Consider the following 17,448-nt stretch of genomic DNA (forward strand, 5'->3'; position numbering starts at 1 on the left):
CTTTTAAACCATTCTACAGAACGTTATACCTGCTCACGAATACGATACACCAGGCTGTCGAAATCACCGCGTAGAGGCAATTCCACCCCAATGTTCATCAGTGCACGTCCACTAACCGATAACCCCAGCACTTCAATGAGATAGGTCTTGTCAGCCTGAAGACCTGCCAAACGGAGTCTTGGCAACGGTTCACCCAGCTTCTGCGAGTGAAGAAAGGCGAACAGCACATGGTCACTTCCGGCTGCATCGCTGTACTGGACAGCGGTAACTCCCTTATGACGAAGCGCAGTCAGGCGGAATTGTCTGCCGAATTGCACCAGGTGGCGAATGGCTTTGTACTGATCGATGAATTCCCCGGACTGCCCAATCCACTCATCACTCCACTCGTTCAGATTGGAACCAATACCAAGTGTGCCCATCATTGCACTGTGGAAGCGATACTTCAGAGAGACGTTGCGGCCGTTCATTCCTGTAGGCGACTCGGTTACCCAACAGGTCATCATACGTGGTGCGTATGTATACGAGAAGCCTTCCTGAATGCTCAAACGGTCGAACGCATCCGTATTGTCACTCGGCCAGGACTGATCGGCATAACGAAAGATGCCCAGATCAATCCGCGAGCCACCTCCTGCGCAGGTCTCAAACTCGACATTCGGGAACTTGGCTCGCAGCCGTGCCCAGATATCATACAAGCTCTGGACATGCCTTACCCATACTTCTTTCTGACGGTTAATGGGATGACCCTTCATGCCCGGTTCCGTAATGGTCCGGTTCATATCCCATTTAATGAACTTAATCTCATGATTGCCAAGCAATTTGGTAATAAAATCGATAATGTATTGCTTGACCTCTGGCTTGGAAATGTTCAACAGCAGCTGATTACGAAGCTCCGTACGTCCCCGTGTCTCAAAATGATATACCCAGTCCGGATGTGCTCTGTAGAGATCACTATCCGGGTTGACCGACTCCGGCTCCACCCATATGCCGAATTCCATCCCAAGTCCATGAACCCGGTCAATCAGCTCGACTAGTCCGTTCGGGAACTTCTCTTTGTTCACGTTCCAGTCACCCAACCCCGCACGGTCGGAATGCCGCTGCCCAAACCAGCCGTCATCCACAACGAATAGTTCCACACCCATTTTGGCTGCCCTTTCGGCAAGCGCCATTTGGTCCTGGGCATTAACATCGAAATAGGTAGCTTCCCAGGAGTTGTACAGCACTTTACCGATTTTACTTCGCGGCAGTATGTAATTGTATTGGTACTGATGCAAACGGTGGCTCATTCCGCCAAAGCCTTCTGGGCTGAATCCGCCGACAAAGACAGGTGTCTCAAACGTTTCGCCGGCACCCAGCAACCATTCATTGTCAAAATCATGGATGCCACCTGTTACCCGTACATGCGTGAATGGGGTCTTCTCCGCAACAATCTTCCAGTTGCCGCTCCAGGCCAGAGCACCAAACCATACCCCACCGCCGCTTTCTGTGGAAAGACCATCATCAATCGCAAACCATGGGTTGGCATGACCGTCAGTGAAACCTCTCCGCGATTCAAGTACCTTTTTTCCCTCTGTCAAAATGGTATTGCGCAGTTGGAACTCACCCGACCATTTCCCCGTGACATGCGTCAGACGGTAATCCTGGAGATATGGCAAAGTCCAGGCTGCGGATTGCATGCTTTCCAACACAATATCCTCCTGCCCCGTATTTATGATATTGGCATAACGCTCCACCAAGTCGAATTCCGGGATGACCCGATAGACCAGCTGCGTTTCAAGTGCATACACCTGATCCTTCAACGTAATAATCAGCGTCTGTCTGCCATCCTGTTCAATGACCTCGTGACGGTCATACCTAACCTGAAGATCGCGGACACCATCAGGCATCCGCAGTTTCAGAGATGGCTCTGTATAAGATGCTCCTCCCCAGAAGCTGTACTCCTCCACCTCTCCTTCCACTTCCGCGTCAAAAGAGCTGTGGGATTGTAGATGGAGCAAAGGAACGCTGTCCTCGATACTCACTGGATCTCCCCAATACAGATGCTGTAGGTGTTCTCTCTCATTAATTCCGAAAATATAGGATGAATGTTGTGTCTGTATTGCAAATATACGCAATTGTTCATGATATTGAATCGTCATGTTTACCCCTTTCAGGTTCCGTGTTTTGGTACCTATATGCTGTGTGTTGTGAACATACATATTATTGTAGGAAGCAGCAGGCGGATTAGCCATATCGCATTCTTACAATCCATAGGGGAAATCATCTGTCATTCTAAGTTATGAAAATAAGGCTGCGATATAATTCGCAGCCTTAAAGCTTACTTCAAAATCAGGTTATAGATGACCTGAGCCGCTTCTGCCCGGGAAGCAATCCCTTTAGGCACAAACTGTCCCTGTCTTTGGCCTTGGACCAGTCCTAGTCGGGCTGCATCCTTTACCGAATCAGCTGCCCATGAAGAAACCTGATCCATATCGGTAAACAAGATATCGGTAGAACCAACAGGCACGTTTCCAACATTCAGTTCATATGCCTTCATCAGCATCACCGTGATTTCCTCCCGGGTAATCTTTGAATCCGGCTGGAAGCTGACTGCGCTTCGTCCCTTCACAATACCGGCTTGGGTCGCAATCGAGATAGGTTCCGCGTACCAGGCATCTGTCGCTACATCTGAAAATTGTATTTCTCCTGGTACGGTCAGCCCCAGAGAATGAACGAGCATGGTGGTGAATTCCGCGCGGGTGACTGCACGTCCTGGCTCAAATCGTTCCTCGTTTGTGCCATCAACAAACAGCTTAGCCGCCAACTCTTTGATGACAGAGCTGGCCCAATGATTGGCCGGAACATCAGCGAACGTCCGATTCAGTTCCAGAACAGCATACTTGCTAAAGTGGCTCACTTTAGTCGTTAATACACCATTCGCATAATCCGATTTTAAAAATTCCAGTTCTCCATTTTCGTTAATATAATACATTCCTCCCTGTGAAGGGTCGAACCCCTCTTCCGCTGCCAGACTCAGCGTAACCGGGTGATCAAACGCAGCGAGTGTTTCGGTTGTACCTGATTTAGTTGTTGCCGAAAGACTGAATTCATAGATTTCTCCCTTAAGGGAAACCGTTGACCGGAAAGATGTTTCCACTGCTGCAACGACCTCCTTGGCCTTGCTGCCAAGCGGAACCATTTTCAAGGAAATTGTACTATCATCCTGTTGCCCTGCTGGTAACTTATCCAATAGCTGCTGGAACAAACTCGCAGGGATTTGCAAAGTTAACTTGCCTGATTTCACTTTCAGTGTATGGTTGCCGAGTTGGCGTAAGACAGGAGATGAAAGTTGCAGCTCCTGAGTACCAGCCTTGATGTCTATGACGACTTTCCCTGCCTCACTGTCCACTTTCAGCATATCGGCTTTGATGACCAGTGTTGCTGTATCTTTCCCTTCAGCAGCGGTGCTGCCGGAGTTTCCGCTAATATTATTGTTGTTATTGCCATTGTTGCCAGGAGTGTCTGAATTTCCTGGATTACCTGGGTTTCCTGGGTTGCCTGGATTTTCAGGGATAATCGTTTTTTCGGTCAATTTAACCAACTTCGATTCAGCCGGCCCCAGCGAGATGGACCATGAACCTGTGGCTGACGAAGATTCACCTGTCCACAAGTCTTTTAAAGTATAGGTTTTGGAATCATTCAGTCCGGCGCGGCCCAGATCGATCGTTTTGTTTGCTGAACTGTTGCCGTTGTAATTAAATACAGCAAGGTAATAATCATTGCCTTCCTTCAGAACAAACGAATCTGCGGCATTTGCATTCGTATTTCCTTCAAGCGGCTTGAATACTTTGCCTTTCAGCGCCACCTGAAGAACATCCGTGTTATTGTACAATGATGTCATGTATTCCTGTGCCTTGGGATCGTTCACATCATCGGAATCCATCATCACCGTGCCGGCAATTACACCGGAATTTACCCGGCTGCGGGCTTCCTCCAAGCTTGATGCTCTGCTTAATGCCAGATGATCAGGGTCTGTATAGGAATAAATCGTCCCATTTTGCCAGAATCCATATGTCAATGAATTAAGCATGTACTCCGTCTCATTGATTTTGCCATAGGTGTCACAAGAGATCCGTCTGCTATGCGCATATTGACTTGGAAAGATCGGTGCAATGGACGCACTAATAAACATTTTTCCATCCAATCGCTCTTCGACATAACGCATCCCTTCATTGTAAGCCTGGATTCCTGTCGTCACGGTTGTATCATAATGCTGACCTTCCAGTGAGCCGTGTGTTAGGAAATCCAGTTTGATGAATGTGAATCCAAGTGATTTAAACTTATCCAGAAAATAATTCATGCGCATTTGACTCCCCGGATGTGTCACATCCAGTGCATATGCTCCGTCCAGTGTCGGCAGAGGTTCCCCCTTAGCATCCTTGAGCACAATATCACCATACGTATATTGCCCGTTGGTACCATCTACTTTTTGGCTCATATCGTTGCCCCAATACACAAATGGTCCCCAATAGATGCCTGCATGCTGACCATTGTCCTTAATGACAGATACAGCTTGGGCAAGCTCAGCATCACTCAGATTATCCCAGTAGGAATCCATATTAATGAATACATTGCCGTTATTGTTGAACTTCTTAAGATTGTTCTTGAAATAATTGGACACATCCACTACATTCTGATACGACAGCCCGCTGTCATAGGCTCCCCAGCTATTCCAGCCCACTGGAACACCTTGTGGCAGCTCTGGATTCAACGCCAGCGGAGGTGTGATAATCGCATTGGATTTACCGTATTCTTCAAGCCCTATGCGGTAGTCACTGAAACCACCTACCATAATCAGTGGTGAGGACAGTTCAGTACCGGACAGGCTGCCATGTGGCTGGGAATCGCGGGTAACGTCACTCGCTGCCCCGCCATACACAGTAAATTCATTCAGACGATTAGCTGAGCCTTTCCAGTCAATACCGGTCTTCCAGGTGTCATGGGTTACTGAACCGATCACCAGACCGTTACGTGTCGAGTTATTGAATACCGTTGTCATCTCATAGCTGGTATCCGCCCGGTTCATGGTTTGAGATTTATAGCGAATCCATGCATCGTTGTCAAAAGGCACCGTAAGCACGCGGTTATCCGAGCTGACGCCGATATCCACACCACCCGTGTTTTTCACAGTAATTGGTGACATGTAATTACTCTGGATTTCTGTATCACTGATGGCGTCCAGACGGTTGAGGAAATACGATTGATCTTCATAAAATCGATAAATCTGCTTCATGGTTGGTTTACCAGTTGACGTATGAACAAAGCTCAACTCGATGCCTTTGCCGAATCCATCCTGAATCTCCAGCGGTGCTCCACTGCTCGTATGACTCTCATACCCTTTGGTTTCCACAAGACTCTCACCAATTTTAATGCTACTGAAGATACCCCGCATCTTCTGTCCGTCTGCCCAGCTATAACCGACGAATCCAGTCTGGGTATTATAAGACACTTCGTATTGTCCGTTCGATACCAGAAGGCCATACGTGTAATCAGTCACCGTAATATCCCCGTATCGTTGCGAGTCACCCGGTGTTCCCAGATCGTCATCTCCTTCACCGGGATTCTCGGGTTCTGTCTCTATCGCAGGCTCTACGATAATCCGGTCCAGATCGGGAGAATAGCCATTGTTGTCTGAAAAGGTAATCGTATTCTCGCCTTCAGTTAATGGGAGTGTAAGATCATACGTACCTACCGTATCCCAATCCGATGTTTTGGGCAGGTCATGGAACTGCTCTTCCCCGTTATTTGCACGGACATAGAAACTGCGCGGATCACCGGAAAAATAAGCGACCGTAACGCGGTAATTACCTGTCATCGGGGCTATAATCTTATTGAACGTTAAGGAGCTCCTGCCATTCAGATATCCAACCTTTTTGCCACCTGATGCTGTGGGGCTGTCCGTTACACGCGCTTCACCAGTCAGCGTATTGTCCGAATCTTCGGCTTCATAACTAATTGTATACGGAATCACTTCAATTCGGTCCAAATCAGGGGAGTACCAGTCATGATCCGAGAACGTGATGGTATTGACACCCTTATGAAGAGATACCTCCACATCATACATGCCAATCGTGTCCCAGCTTGCCGTTTTGGGCAGATCAATCATCTCGTCCGTGTCATTGTTCACCTGCATATAAACAGGTCGCTGATCACCGGAAATATAAGATATTCGGATCAAATATGTACCATCTGCCGGTACGTTGATATTCGTAAATTGCAGTGAACTGTTTTTGTTCAGATCGGTTACTTTCTTCCCACCCGAACTAATGCTGCTGTCTACCACCTTGGCATTGCCTTTCAAAATGTTGTCGGCCGCTTCTGCCTCAATAATTGCACCATGCAAATTTTTCTTCCAGTCGTCTCCGCCCCCTTCTCCCGGGTGGCCACTGTCCAAACCGCGGATCACGATCTTGTCGATGTCGGGAGAATACCAGTTGTTGTCATCAATCAGGATTGTGTTGGTTCCAGCGTTCAACGGAAGGGTCACATCATATGTTCCCACCGTATCCCAGTCGACTGTCTTGGACGGTTCTTCAAATTGCTTCTCCCCGCCGTTCGCACTAATATTGAATGGCCGCGAATCACCTGAAATGTAGTAAACAGAAATTCTATAATTTCCTGTCTCACTTACAGTGACATTGTTAAATTGCAAGGAACTGCCTTGGTACATGCCTCCGACCTTTTTGCCGCCTGAAGCCGTCGGGCTATCAGAGATCATTGCGTTACCTAGCAAAGTATTCCCTTCCGCTTCGGCTTCATAGGTATTCATATCATCGGCGTGAGCTGTTCGGGCGAACTGGCCCCCGCCAACTACCAAGCAAAAAATGATAAAGAACACAAATCCTTTTTTCATCATCCGTCCCAACATAACATGCCTCCATTATCTAATGATTGAGTTAGGTCTCCCTATGCCTATTCCTGCAGTGGTTCACAGTCATTTTTGTAATCGCTTTCATAAAGGGCTGTCAAATCAAATCCCCTCTCTCCTCCTTCCTTTCCTATATGCCTAATTGTAAAAAGGAGGAGGGGGATGTTCCATACCACAATGTTACTATTCATACAGGAAAGCCTCTTTCATTTGCCATATCAATACCATCATTACCAGACAGCCTCTATCGTCATATACTTTTCCTGTATTCGTTGGGTGTTACGCCCTGTGTCTTCAGGAATAGAGAAATAAAATAGGATGTACTCTCATAGCCCACGGTCTGCGCGATATCGTGAATCTTGAGCGAGCCGTCTGCCAGCAGTTCCCTGGCTTTATCCAGTCTGATGCGTGTCAGATAATCGTGAATTGTCATCCCTGTTTTGTCCTTGAAAATGGATCTCAAATAGTTCGGTGACAAATAGACCTGATCAGACAGGCTGTTGATGGTAATCGGCTGATTGTAATTCTGATCGATGAAGGTACGGACCTTGTGAATCAATTTTGCATTTTTGTCCATAAACCGCTCTCCCAGCATGCTCACCGCATCTTCCGCAGTACCGAGAATCAGATCCTCGATCTCATGCAGAGTCAGTGCATTATAGATGGAATGATATAGCTCAGCCCGCTTCGGAACAGGTTTATGAAGCTGCTCCAGCAGCTCATTCACGAGATCTATCGACCAGTCGCAGATGATTTTTTTCTTGACTCTCAGTGTTGCCAATCCCTCAATATACCCGTGCAGCTTCTGTGCCGCCCATTCAAAATCCAGTCGGTTAATGGCCTCAAACCATTCCTTTTGTTCAAAAGGGGGCATATGTTCTGTATAAAACTGGTTCGAAAGCTTCCCCCCATGAATAATTGTGCCTGAACCTTCATAGAAACGCTCATTCAAGATGGTTCGCGTCTGTTCGTACAGACAGTGAATATGGGATAACGCGGTCTCTTGTCTGCCTACGGCAGCCGTCACCGTGAAATCCAGTGCACTACGAATAGCCTCAGCCAAGTCTTCCCACGCATAATGTCCCGGCTGCTGTGCCGCTTCCATAAATACACCTGTCTCTCCTTCCTTGTAATCCACAAAGATCGCTTTCATGTTTTTTGCCTTGAAGAAATGGTCGAGAAAAGCCACCAGCCGACCTGTACATTCCTCCAGACTTTGCTGTTCCTCTTCAGCCTCCTTGGGATCGATACTGAACAAGGCCATTGCATATCGGTCGGTCTCCGGTTGTCGGGTTAGACGGCTGTAACTACAAGCAAGATCATTAGCACGAGCCTCATTTTTTTCGTAAGATAACTCCTTCAGGATATTGGCTTTGGCCGCCTCCATGGAACGGTTCTTCATTGCAACCTCTTCACAACGCTGTTTAACTTTACTGATAACGCTTTCAATTTCGTTCATATCCAAAGGTTTTAACATATACCCCACGGCCCCTACGTTGATAGCCGATTTTACATATTGAAATTCGTCATGTCCGGTCAGAAACATCACCTGGATCGAGTCGTAGCTCTCATGTATCTTTCTCGCCAGATCAATACCGTTCATGATCGGCATCTGAACATCGGTAAGAACGATATCCGGCTGGGTGGCCTCAATCTTCTCCAAGGCCTCCCTGCCGTTACTCGCCGTTCCCATGATATAGATCCCCATCTCTTCCCAACGGATATAATCCCTCATCATCTCGAGTCCCAGCTCTTCATCGTCTACCAAAAAAATACTGTACATCCATGTCCCCTCCCTTTGTCTCTTTATGTCTCTATTATATGTTTTTCCCCCCGTGGGACCATGGTTCATATCAATGAAAGTCATTTTCAAGTATAGATCGTTATTTTACCAACTCCAGCTCGCTATTGAAATAGTACATTTCGCCTGCTTCGGCATGAAGGATCGTTCTTTGTTTGCCCCAACAAATAGTGAACGTTCCTGCAGAGAAAGTTTGAATGTTCGTAGAAATTAACTGTCCGTTCTCCCAGACGATGTCAACCTCGGCATTCCCTTTTGCTCTCAGCCCGGTTATCGAGCCTGTGTTCCATGCCTGTGGCAGCGCTGGGAGAAGGTGAATCTCGCCCGCATAACTTTGCAGCAGCATCTCCGCTACGACAGCTGTACCGCCGAAATTTCCATCAACGACAAAAATATTACTCTCTGCTCCAGCAATTCCGGATTTGGAATAGGTGAACAGATTATCGAAGCACAGGCCGCCAATCAAATGTGAGAGGTGTTTATATGCCGTCTCCCCATCATGCAATCTCGCAAAACCCAGTCCAAACAAAGCAGCTGTAAATTCAACATCCTCCAACTCTTCCTGGACCATGCGGTTCTCCAACGTTATCCTTACTGCCGCACTGAGTTCCGGTGTATGGTCAGGTGTAATCCGACTGTCCGGATACAGCGCATACATATGAGACAAATGCCGATGCTCCGGCTGCGCCTCCTCATAATCCTCAAGCCACTCCTGTAACTGGCCTTTCTTGCCGATCTGTAGAGGTGGAAGATTGCCAATTGCTTCTTCCACCTTGCGTCCGAGTTCTTCGTCTTTGTTCAAAAGTTCAACTGAATGAAGACAAAACTCAAAGAGCCTGCGCACCAGCATCTGGTCCATTGTCGTTCCCATGGACAGCTGTTGTGCCCCCTCTCTCGAATTACCAGGATAGAAATGATTTTCCGGCGAATTCGAAGGACCCGTCACCAGCCAACCGTTCCGAGGATGCTCACACATATAGTCCAGATAGAAAGCCACCGATTCTTTAAGTACGGGATAGGCCACATTCTCAAGGAAAACACGATCCTGACTGTACTCATAATGCTCAATCAGGTGTGTAGCCAGCCATAATCCGCCTGTAACATTCAATCCCCACGAGGTCTCCCATCCAGGCAGCGTAAAACCCCATACATTGGAGAACACATGAGCGACCCATCCGTCGCATCCATATACGTTACGTGCCGTTTCTCTGCCTGCCAGTGCCAGATCTTCAACGTAGCGCAACAGCGGAAGATGGCTCTCTCCCAGATTCACAATCTCTGTGGGGTAATAATTCATCTGGGTATTCACGTCCAGGTGATAGTCACAGCTCCAGCCCATCCGGCACGCTTCACCATCATTCCAGATTCCCTGGAGATGGAGTGGCAGCGGAGAGTTCTTGCGAGAACCCGCAATGGTCAGATACCGTCCATATTGAAAAAACAAGGCGAACAACTGCGGATCTTCATCCCCACCACGCTGTTCCAACAAACGAATACGCTGATCTGTAGTGAGATCGGATAACCCCTTGACCCCGAGCTGAATAGCTACCTTGTCAAATTGCTCACAGTAATCGCGGATATGATCCTCCCTCAGTGAGGTATAACCTTTATTTAAAGCCTTCAACAGCGTAGACTCGCTCTCTGTTTCCCAATCCTGATCAGTATGGCGATAATCCGTACTGACAACAAAATAAATCCATGCCTCATCCGCTCCGGTCACGATCAATTGACCATCTCTACTTGTGATGGTTCCCCCGGAAATAACCAACTTGACCAAACCCTTGGACCATACGCCACAAGTCCCATCGCTATGTACATTTTCCGTTGCCTGTCCTTGGAATGCAAGCGTATTGTCATCTAAGGCTACAACCTTGAATGATTCCGTGCCTGCCTGTAAGCCGAGTGTAAAGGCTACCCCACCCGGAGCTTCGCTCCAGACTCTGGAGACCACTAGATCATCGACATTGGAAGCGAAAACTTCACGTCGAATCATGCTGTCGTCATCCTTCCAGAACGCTCCGACAAGCGCTTGAGTCAGATCCAGCTCACGTTGGAAATTTCCCCCTTCATCCGAATTCGAATTCTTCTTCTCCATATCAATAACAACTTCACATATTCCAAGATGGGTACCGAAATTACCCTTCTTTGGCTGCAAATGTTGTTTGGCAAGACGATCTCCTTCGTCATAATCGCCGGAGAAGAAATAGCTACGCATCTCTTCCAGTGCGGCCTTGCCTCCTTCGGAAGGCTGTTCTTGTTCAATCCGACCCGACCAGAAGGTAACCTCGCTCATACTCCATACCTCTCGATGCGAAGACGCCATAACTACTGCTCCTATCCTACCATTGCCCAGCGGCAGGCCTTGAGACCAATCCGTAGCAGGAGTTGAATACCATAAAGTAAAATCGTTCATATCATGTCCTCCAGTCCAATAATGATTATCTTTAGAAATAGACTCGTTCCCAAAATAGACAAACGCGCGATCTGTGAGATACATAAGCGCGCGTTTGACTTTGTTTTTATTTTAAAATGGAATCACGGCTTTGAATGGTCACCTCGCCCAGTCAGTTTCCCTTCACAGTCAATCTAAAGATTTTGGATTCCGCCGGTTCCAGTGAGACCGTGAGCTCTCCAGACGTTTCCCCTTGTGAGCCTTCCCACAGATCTTGCACATTGTACAGGGCATTGGCGTTTAGCCCTGCCCGTTTCAGCGAGATGGATTTCTCCGCAGCCTGTGCAGCATCAAAATTGAAGACGGCAAGAAAGAAACCCTTCTCTTCCGGCGATTCCAGGACAAACACGTCAGAAGACAGCTTCCCATAATCACCTTCAACTGGACGGAAGGTTTTGCCCATACGAGCAACGTTCAAAATATCCTTGTTGCCAAGCCATTCTTTTGCTCGTTCGGCTGCTTCCTCTTTGCGGAAGTCATCCCCAAGCAAGAGCACCGTACCGGCAATAACTGAAGCGGTCAGACGACTGCGTCCTTCATGCCAGCCGGTAGCTTCCTGGTTGAAGCTCTTGTACAACACCGAATGATCAGGATCATTGTAGCGATAGAGCGTATTGCTCATCCACCAGCCATGTGTCAATGAGTTCAGCAGGTATTCCGTATCTGCAAGTGTACCGAAGACATCACAGGAGATACGGCGGCTGTGGGCAAAAGCATAAGGAAATAATGGAGCGATGGACAAGTTAATGAAAAACGGTCGTCCGATTACGTCTGGTGAGAGCTTATGCTGCAAATAAGACATGCCATAATGATAAGCCGCGATTCCTGTTGTAATATCCGGGTTGTGGTGCTGCCCTTCCAGTGCGCCATGCGCCAAGAAATCCAATTTGATATATTCGAAACCTTCCGAGATGAATTTGTCCGTGAACCAGTCAATCCTTTGCAGGTTTCCAGGATGTGTCGGGTCAATAGCCAGACCACCGTCTACATCCGGCAGGATCTCGCCCTCACCGTCACGCAGCAGGATATCAGCATAGGTGTATTTTCCGTTCGTTCCTTCGACTGTCTGACCGAACTGATCAGGCCCTCCCCAGAAGGCAAATGGGGTCCAGTAGGTGCCTGCTCTATGTCCGTTTTGCCGTACCCGGTCCAACGCACTCTTCATTTCTTCCGGCGTAAAATTGTCCCAGAACGCATCAAAGTTGATGTATAACGTATTCTCATTCTCGAATCCAAGCGGCTGTACTTCATTTTTTAGAAAATCGCTGGTCGCTGTATACAGATCATAGTCCAGATCACTCATGGCCGCAGACCAGCTGTTCCATCCGATCGGAACACCGCCCTCCCAAGGCAATTGAGCCTCAATCCAGGTATTCGCCTGACCGTAAGCTTCAAGACCTTCACGGTAGTCTTCATAGAACCCGACGAATACCAGGGGAGATTCCACTCTTTTTCCCTTCACATAACCATGAGGCTGGGAATCGCGAGTCAGTTCACTCACGGCACCACCGTACAGATCAAGTCCCTCAAGCTGTCCACTTTTTTCGCTTTGCATACGAATCCCTGTTTTCCATACTTTATGCGTAAGTGAACCCATCACAATTCCCCGGCGGCTCTGGGGCGCGAACAAGGCTGTCGCTTCGTAGCTTTCCACATCAAGCGGCGGCTTGACCACCGTATATCTGACCCATTTATCATTATCAAACGGAACGCATAGAATGCTTGGTTCATCTTGGCCGGATTCTCCGCCAAGGGATATGGTTTTGGATTGGATGACAGCCATGCGATTCGCCTTAAGCTCTTCATCACCTGCTACAGCGGTCTGCACCAGTACATACGGTGAGGATTCATACATATAGAAATGCTGCTCCAGTTGCGGCAGCAACGAGGCTGTATGCAGAACAATCAAACGGATGCCTTTTCCAAAACCTTCTCGAACAATATCTCCCTGTGTCGTTAGCTCATGGTTCTGATAATGATCCGTGCTATATTCCCGGCCCTGCCAGCGAAAAGCACTACGAATGCCCTTCACATGGGAAGAATGATTGCCGATGCATGACACTTCACCATTTTCAAGATTAATCTCCAGGCTCACGTGCCCATTTGTAACGCTTACAAGATTATTATCCTGTTGCTGCACTTGTACGGCTGTATCGCTAGTTAGCATTATGTGCCTCCTTATTGTTGCATGCTGTGCCCTGAGCGGAGCCGGTTATGTCTCTCCTGCCCAAGTCTGCCCTCATTATAAAGACCGAATCGAGTAGTTTCCATGCAACAATCTTCCGATACATGACGCGATTTAACTCAACTCAAGCGTTATCACAATTGATCTTCACCTCTTTGCACACAGCCCCTGGAAGAGGCAACGAAGTTGCGGTCGATCTGAAATGAAGGATGTGCGCCAAGAAGATTCGGATCTAGAACAGGCTCGAGCCCGTGCTCTCGTCTTCCCGTCGCTCAAGGTAGGTTCTGGCGACGACAAATCAGCTTTTTAGTATTTCAGTTATAAAAAAAGACCCATCGCCCTTACTTAGTTAATCAACTAATCGGCACTGGGAACATATTCTTGTTTTCGAGACTTCTTCTAGGAGCTCATCTTTAACGATGCATTGCTTGGCCTATGATGTTTTCGATAACAGCTAAAGATTTATAAATGTTTAGTGCAATTATACAGCGAACAGTTCCATCGCGATTGCCCTGTATTCAGCAGGGTAATCGATGTATTCAAGAGACTTTCTGTCATGTCGACATGGGGTACGAGTCTCTTCAGAGTCGTTCCAAGGAATGCACCGTGACTCACAATTAATATATTCTGGTCTGGGTGTCTTAATGATATGTCGGTAAGGCACTGCTTTCCTCTTTTTACAATCTCATCGTTTGATTCGATACCAAGATCTAGTCTGGACCATCCATATCCCCACCGTTTGACGCGTTCCTGTTCTGTCGTTCCTTCTATAAGCCCACAGTTCATTTCTCTTAAGCGCGGGTCTGTTCTCACTTCAATATTCTTGATCTTACCGATGATTTCCGCTGTTTCAAGTGCTCTGGACAAATCACTAGAATAAATATAGTCCCAATGTTCCATGCCAATTCTTTTGGACAATAGTTCAGCTTGGTTTCGACCTCTCTCATTAAGCGGAATATCGGAATGGCCTTGTGTTCGATATTCATCGTTCCAATCCGTGACTCCATGTCGTATCAATCCTAGCGTAGTCATTTATATCCCTCTTTTCCTACGTATTTATGTAAGTCGCTTTAATCTTGTCCATCCACACTCGCTGCCAAGTATCATGATTCTGTGTATTTATTTCAATACTTTAATTGGAGCTGAGATCACTTGGGAATTATTAATCTCTCTAAGATGCAGTATTCACTCTATTAAGTGTCAACTATTTTCAGCCTATCGTATTCCTTACATATTCAGAGCACTTCTGGACGAATTCATGTAACTTATTCAAGTCTACACATCGTTTTTCCATCAGTGGGTTATCCCAATCATAATCTTTAATTACCATCACAGCAAACTCCTTCCCATACCACCCAACATCAATAATAATATTTGTTCCACAATTATACCTGACTTGAAAAATATCTTCTTGATCCAAGAACAGGAATCAGTTTGCCGAGCTTGCTCTGCGACATCTGTTCGAGCATGCAGTCCACCAAACCGTATGCGTGCTTCTGAAGTTCCGACATATACCACACCCCACGAGCGAGCCTCACCAAATGGTTGAAGCCGATTAGCCTTACGTAGTAATCAACAACTAACTTCTGGTCCACCGGCGTAGAGTTACATTTACGAATGCTTCTGCGCTCCCTGATCAATTCCGCCAGACTCAAATGCTGAGGGATTTTCTCGATGCTTTCTCGCTGGGCGATACTTAGGAAATGCTCAATTTCTGTATTCTTGTGGTTCTCATATACATGCAAAAGACGAATAAATTGGTCATGAAGCAACTGTTTTGTTCGATCTTTTGAAGTCATCTTGTGATCGCTCCTTATTTACTGGTGAACAAAATAGCATGAATGATAATTATTATCAACTTCATTCTTTGACATTACAACATCACTTTACAATTCAGGACAGAGAACTGTACTCTGTCCTCATTCTGACCATATTAATCCATATGCTCAAGCTCGCGCAGACTAATGAACAATAAAAAACCGTTGATCATCTGAATCAGATCAACGGTTTTTTTAATTATGGAAACAGCTGTTTTATTACTGTTCTTTATACACGCGTACATAATCCACTTGCATAGTCGCCGGGATATCGGAGGCGTTCGGGATACGGCCGCCGTCAAAGTTTCCGCCGACTGCCAGGTTCATAATGAGGTAGAACGGCTCATCGAAAGGTGCATTCGGATTATTCGGTGCAGCTGTGGAATACCACTGCTCGTTAGTGACTTTATAGAAAAACTTGCCGTCTACATACCATTTAATGTTGTCCTCTTCCCAGACTACCGAGTATACATGATAATCGTTGGCAATAGTTTGCCCTGCCGGGAAGTGATAATCGCCGCCCGAATACTGGTTCCCGGGCCATTGTCCACCAAAGTGTATGGTACCGCTTACTGATCCAGGCAGACGGCCTCTCGCTTCCATAACATCAATTTCACCTGATGCAGCCCAAGTGCCGTATACCGAGTCTTGTGGAAGCATCCACAGTGCTGGCCATACACCATCACCGGTAGGAAGCTTGGCACGAAAATCGACTCTGCCGTATTTCAAGGACAGTTTATCCTTGGTGTTAATCTTTCCAGAAGAATACTGTGCATATCGATTAGGGTCTTGCGGGAAAGATTTGCTGTCGTTCATGGCTTTGATATTCAGCTTTCCGTCCTGTACATATACATTTTGGGTGCTGTTCGTGTAGTGCTGTAGCTCTGCATTACCCCACCCCCATGTACCGGGATCGTTGTTGAGATAATATCCTGTTTCATAGTTCCATTTACTTGTATCCAGCGTAGTTCCGTTAAACTCATCCTGCCAGATGAGGTTCATGCCCGCGATAGCCGGGTTGGTTGGCGTTCCGATGGAGATATCCTCTTGATCGGATACATCCGGACGCGGAGCATTGGGATTGCCGATAAAGGTATAGTTGACGAAGTTGTTGCCAATATTTCCGCCCGCCTGACCGTTCAGTGGATAGCCGATACGAATCTGCATATTTTCCTGGATTGGCTGGAACCAAAGGCCATAGACGTAATCGGCCCAGTATCCCCACTGGTTGGCATCGGACATATTGTTGTACCCATTACCGGAGTATGCAAATTTGCTCTGGCTGGAGTTACTCATATCAAGCCATTGTCCATTGATGTTAATTTGGTATACAAAATTGCCCAGTTCCTTGGCGATTGGTGCCCCCCCATCAATTTTCGGAAGCGGAACCCCAATGGAACCATTCGCATCTGCTGTGAAGGTTGTTCCTTCGTATGGCGTAATGACATATGAATTTCTTGTAGGTTCATTAAACGTAATGGTATAAACAAGGTTAACCGAAGAAGTCTTTGATTCCAATTTGACATTGATCGACTCCGTTACGTTAAACCAGTACCCACCGCCGCCATCCGTGAACTGGCCAAAATTTTGATCGTAGATCCAGCCGCTGGCTGCGTTATTGTCAATATCGATCCAGGTGCTGCTGTTTACAGGTTTGACATACACCTTCAAATCATCCGCAACAGCTTCATAAGTGACCGCAGGATTGTTGTTAAACGTTGGATATGTAAAGCCTGCACCGCCGGTGAAACCTGCTGTGATCTGCGGACCTTGTGTTGCATTCATCGCTGTGATGGTTGTTTTGTTGATGTTTTGGAATACAAGTTGATACTCCAGCTTAACACCATTCGCTTTGGAGTACAGTTGAATCTCGGTTGTTGCGGAGAGGGTGAACCAATAGCCATTGAAGCCGCCATCGTTCCAGTGCCCCCAGTTTTGGTTATAGATATAACCGCCTGCCTGGTCGATATCAACCCAGTTGTTGCCCACTTTTACATTAACGCCTACATCACTGTAAACATCATTCCATGTCGCGGAGCCCCCATTGAACTTAGGCATAACAAATCCGTAGCTGGCCTTGCCAACCCCTGATTTTGAAATAACAGGCCCGTCTGCGGGTGAGAAGTACTCCATTGAGGTTACGGTAGTCCCCGCTGCCTGAACCTTTGAAGCTGGCAGTATGCCAACACTAGTCAGCATCACAACCACAAGCAACATACCGAGCACCATTTTCATAAACCGTTTCTCCCTAAAGTGAGATGGATTCATAATTGCCCTCCTTTAATAGAA

The 17,448-nt window shown here is 47.0% G+C and carries 9 protein-coding genes; all 9 read right to left on the reverse strand.

All coding sequences use genetic code 11. The features are described from left to right. Positions 1–23 precede the first annotated feature (23 nt). Positions 24–2,135: an alpha-galactosidase gene (locus tag IFU39_RS04150; RefSeq protein ID WP_192131373.1), complete on the reverse strand. Its 2,112-nt coding sequence runs from the start codon at positions 2,133–2,135 to the stop codon at positions 24–26. Positions 2,136–2,314: 179 nt separating this feature from the next. Next, positions 2,315–6,904 (reverse strand): S-layer homology domain-containing protein, encoded by a 4,590-nt coding sequence (locus tag IFU39_RS04155; RefSeq protein ID WP_192131375.1) that lies wholly within the window; start codon positions 6,902–6,904, stop codon positions 2,315–2,317. Positions 6,905–6,948: 44 nt separating this feature from the next. Next, complete coding sequence (locus IFU39_RS04160; protein ID WP_192131377.1) at positions 6,949–7,095, reverse strand: hypothetical protein; 147 nt, start codon at positions 7,093–7,095, stop codon at positions 6,949–6,951. 59 nt (positions 7,096–7,154) lie between these two features. Beyond that, complete coding sequence (locus IFU39_RS04165) at positions 7,155–8,687, reverse strand: response regulator (protein ID WP_192131379.1); 1,533 nt, start codon at positions 8,685–8,687, stop codon at positions 7,155–7,157. Between the two features lie 100 nt (positions 8,688–8,787). Beyond that, positions 8,788–11,118: a glycoside hydrolase family 95 protein gene (locus IFU39_RS04170; protein ID WP_192131381.1), complete on the reverse strand. Its 2,331-nt coding sequence runs from the start codon at positions 11,116–11,118 to the stop codon at positions 8,788–8,790. A gap of 151 nt (positions 11,119–11,269) precedes the next feature. Then, a complete protein-coding gene (locus tag IFU39_RS04175; protein WP_192131383.1) occupies positions 11,270–13,324 on the reverse strand; it encodes an alpha-galactosidase in 2,055 nt (684 codons plus the stop codon). 480 nt (positions 13,325–13,804) lie between these two features. Beyond that, a complete protein-coding gene (locus IFU39_RS04180) occupies positions 13,805–14,374 on the reverse strand; it encodes a histidine phosphatase family protein (protein ID WP_192131384.1) in 570 nt (189 codons plus the stop codon). A 353-nt stretch (positions 14,375–14,727) separates the two neighbouring features. Beyond that, positions 14,728–15,141: a hypothetical protein gene (locus tag IFU39_RS04185; protein WP_181155434.1), complete on the reverse strand. Its 414-nt coding sequence runs from the start codon at positions 15,139–15,141 to the stop codon at positions 14,728–14,730. Between the two features lie 237 nt (positions 15,142–15,378). Next, positions 15,379–17,427, reverse strand: a complete 2,049-nt coding sequence (locus IFU39_RS04190) for a glycoside hydrolase family 16 protein (protein ID WP_244660859.1) — start codon at positions 17,425–17,427, stop codon at positions 15,379–15,381. Positions 17,428–17,448: the final 21 nt, after the last annotated feature.

The sequence above is a fragment of the Paenibacillus sp. CFBP 13594 genome, assembly GCF_014842675.1.
GTDB classification, from domain to species: Bacteria; Bacillota; Bacilli; order Paenibacillales; family Paenibacillaceae; genus Paenibacillus; species Paenibacillus amylolyticus_B.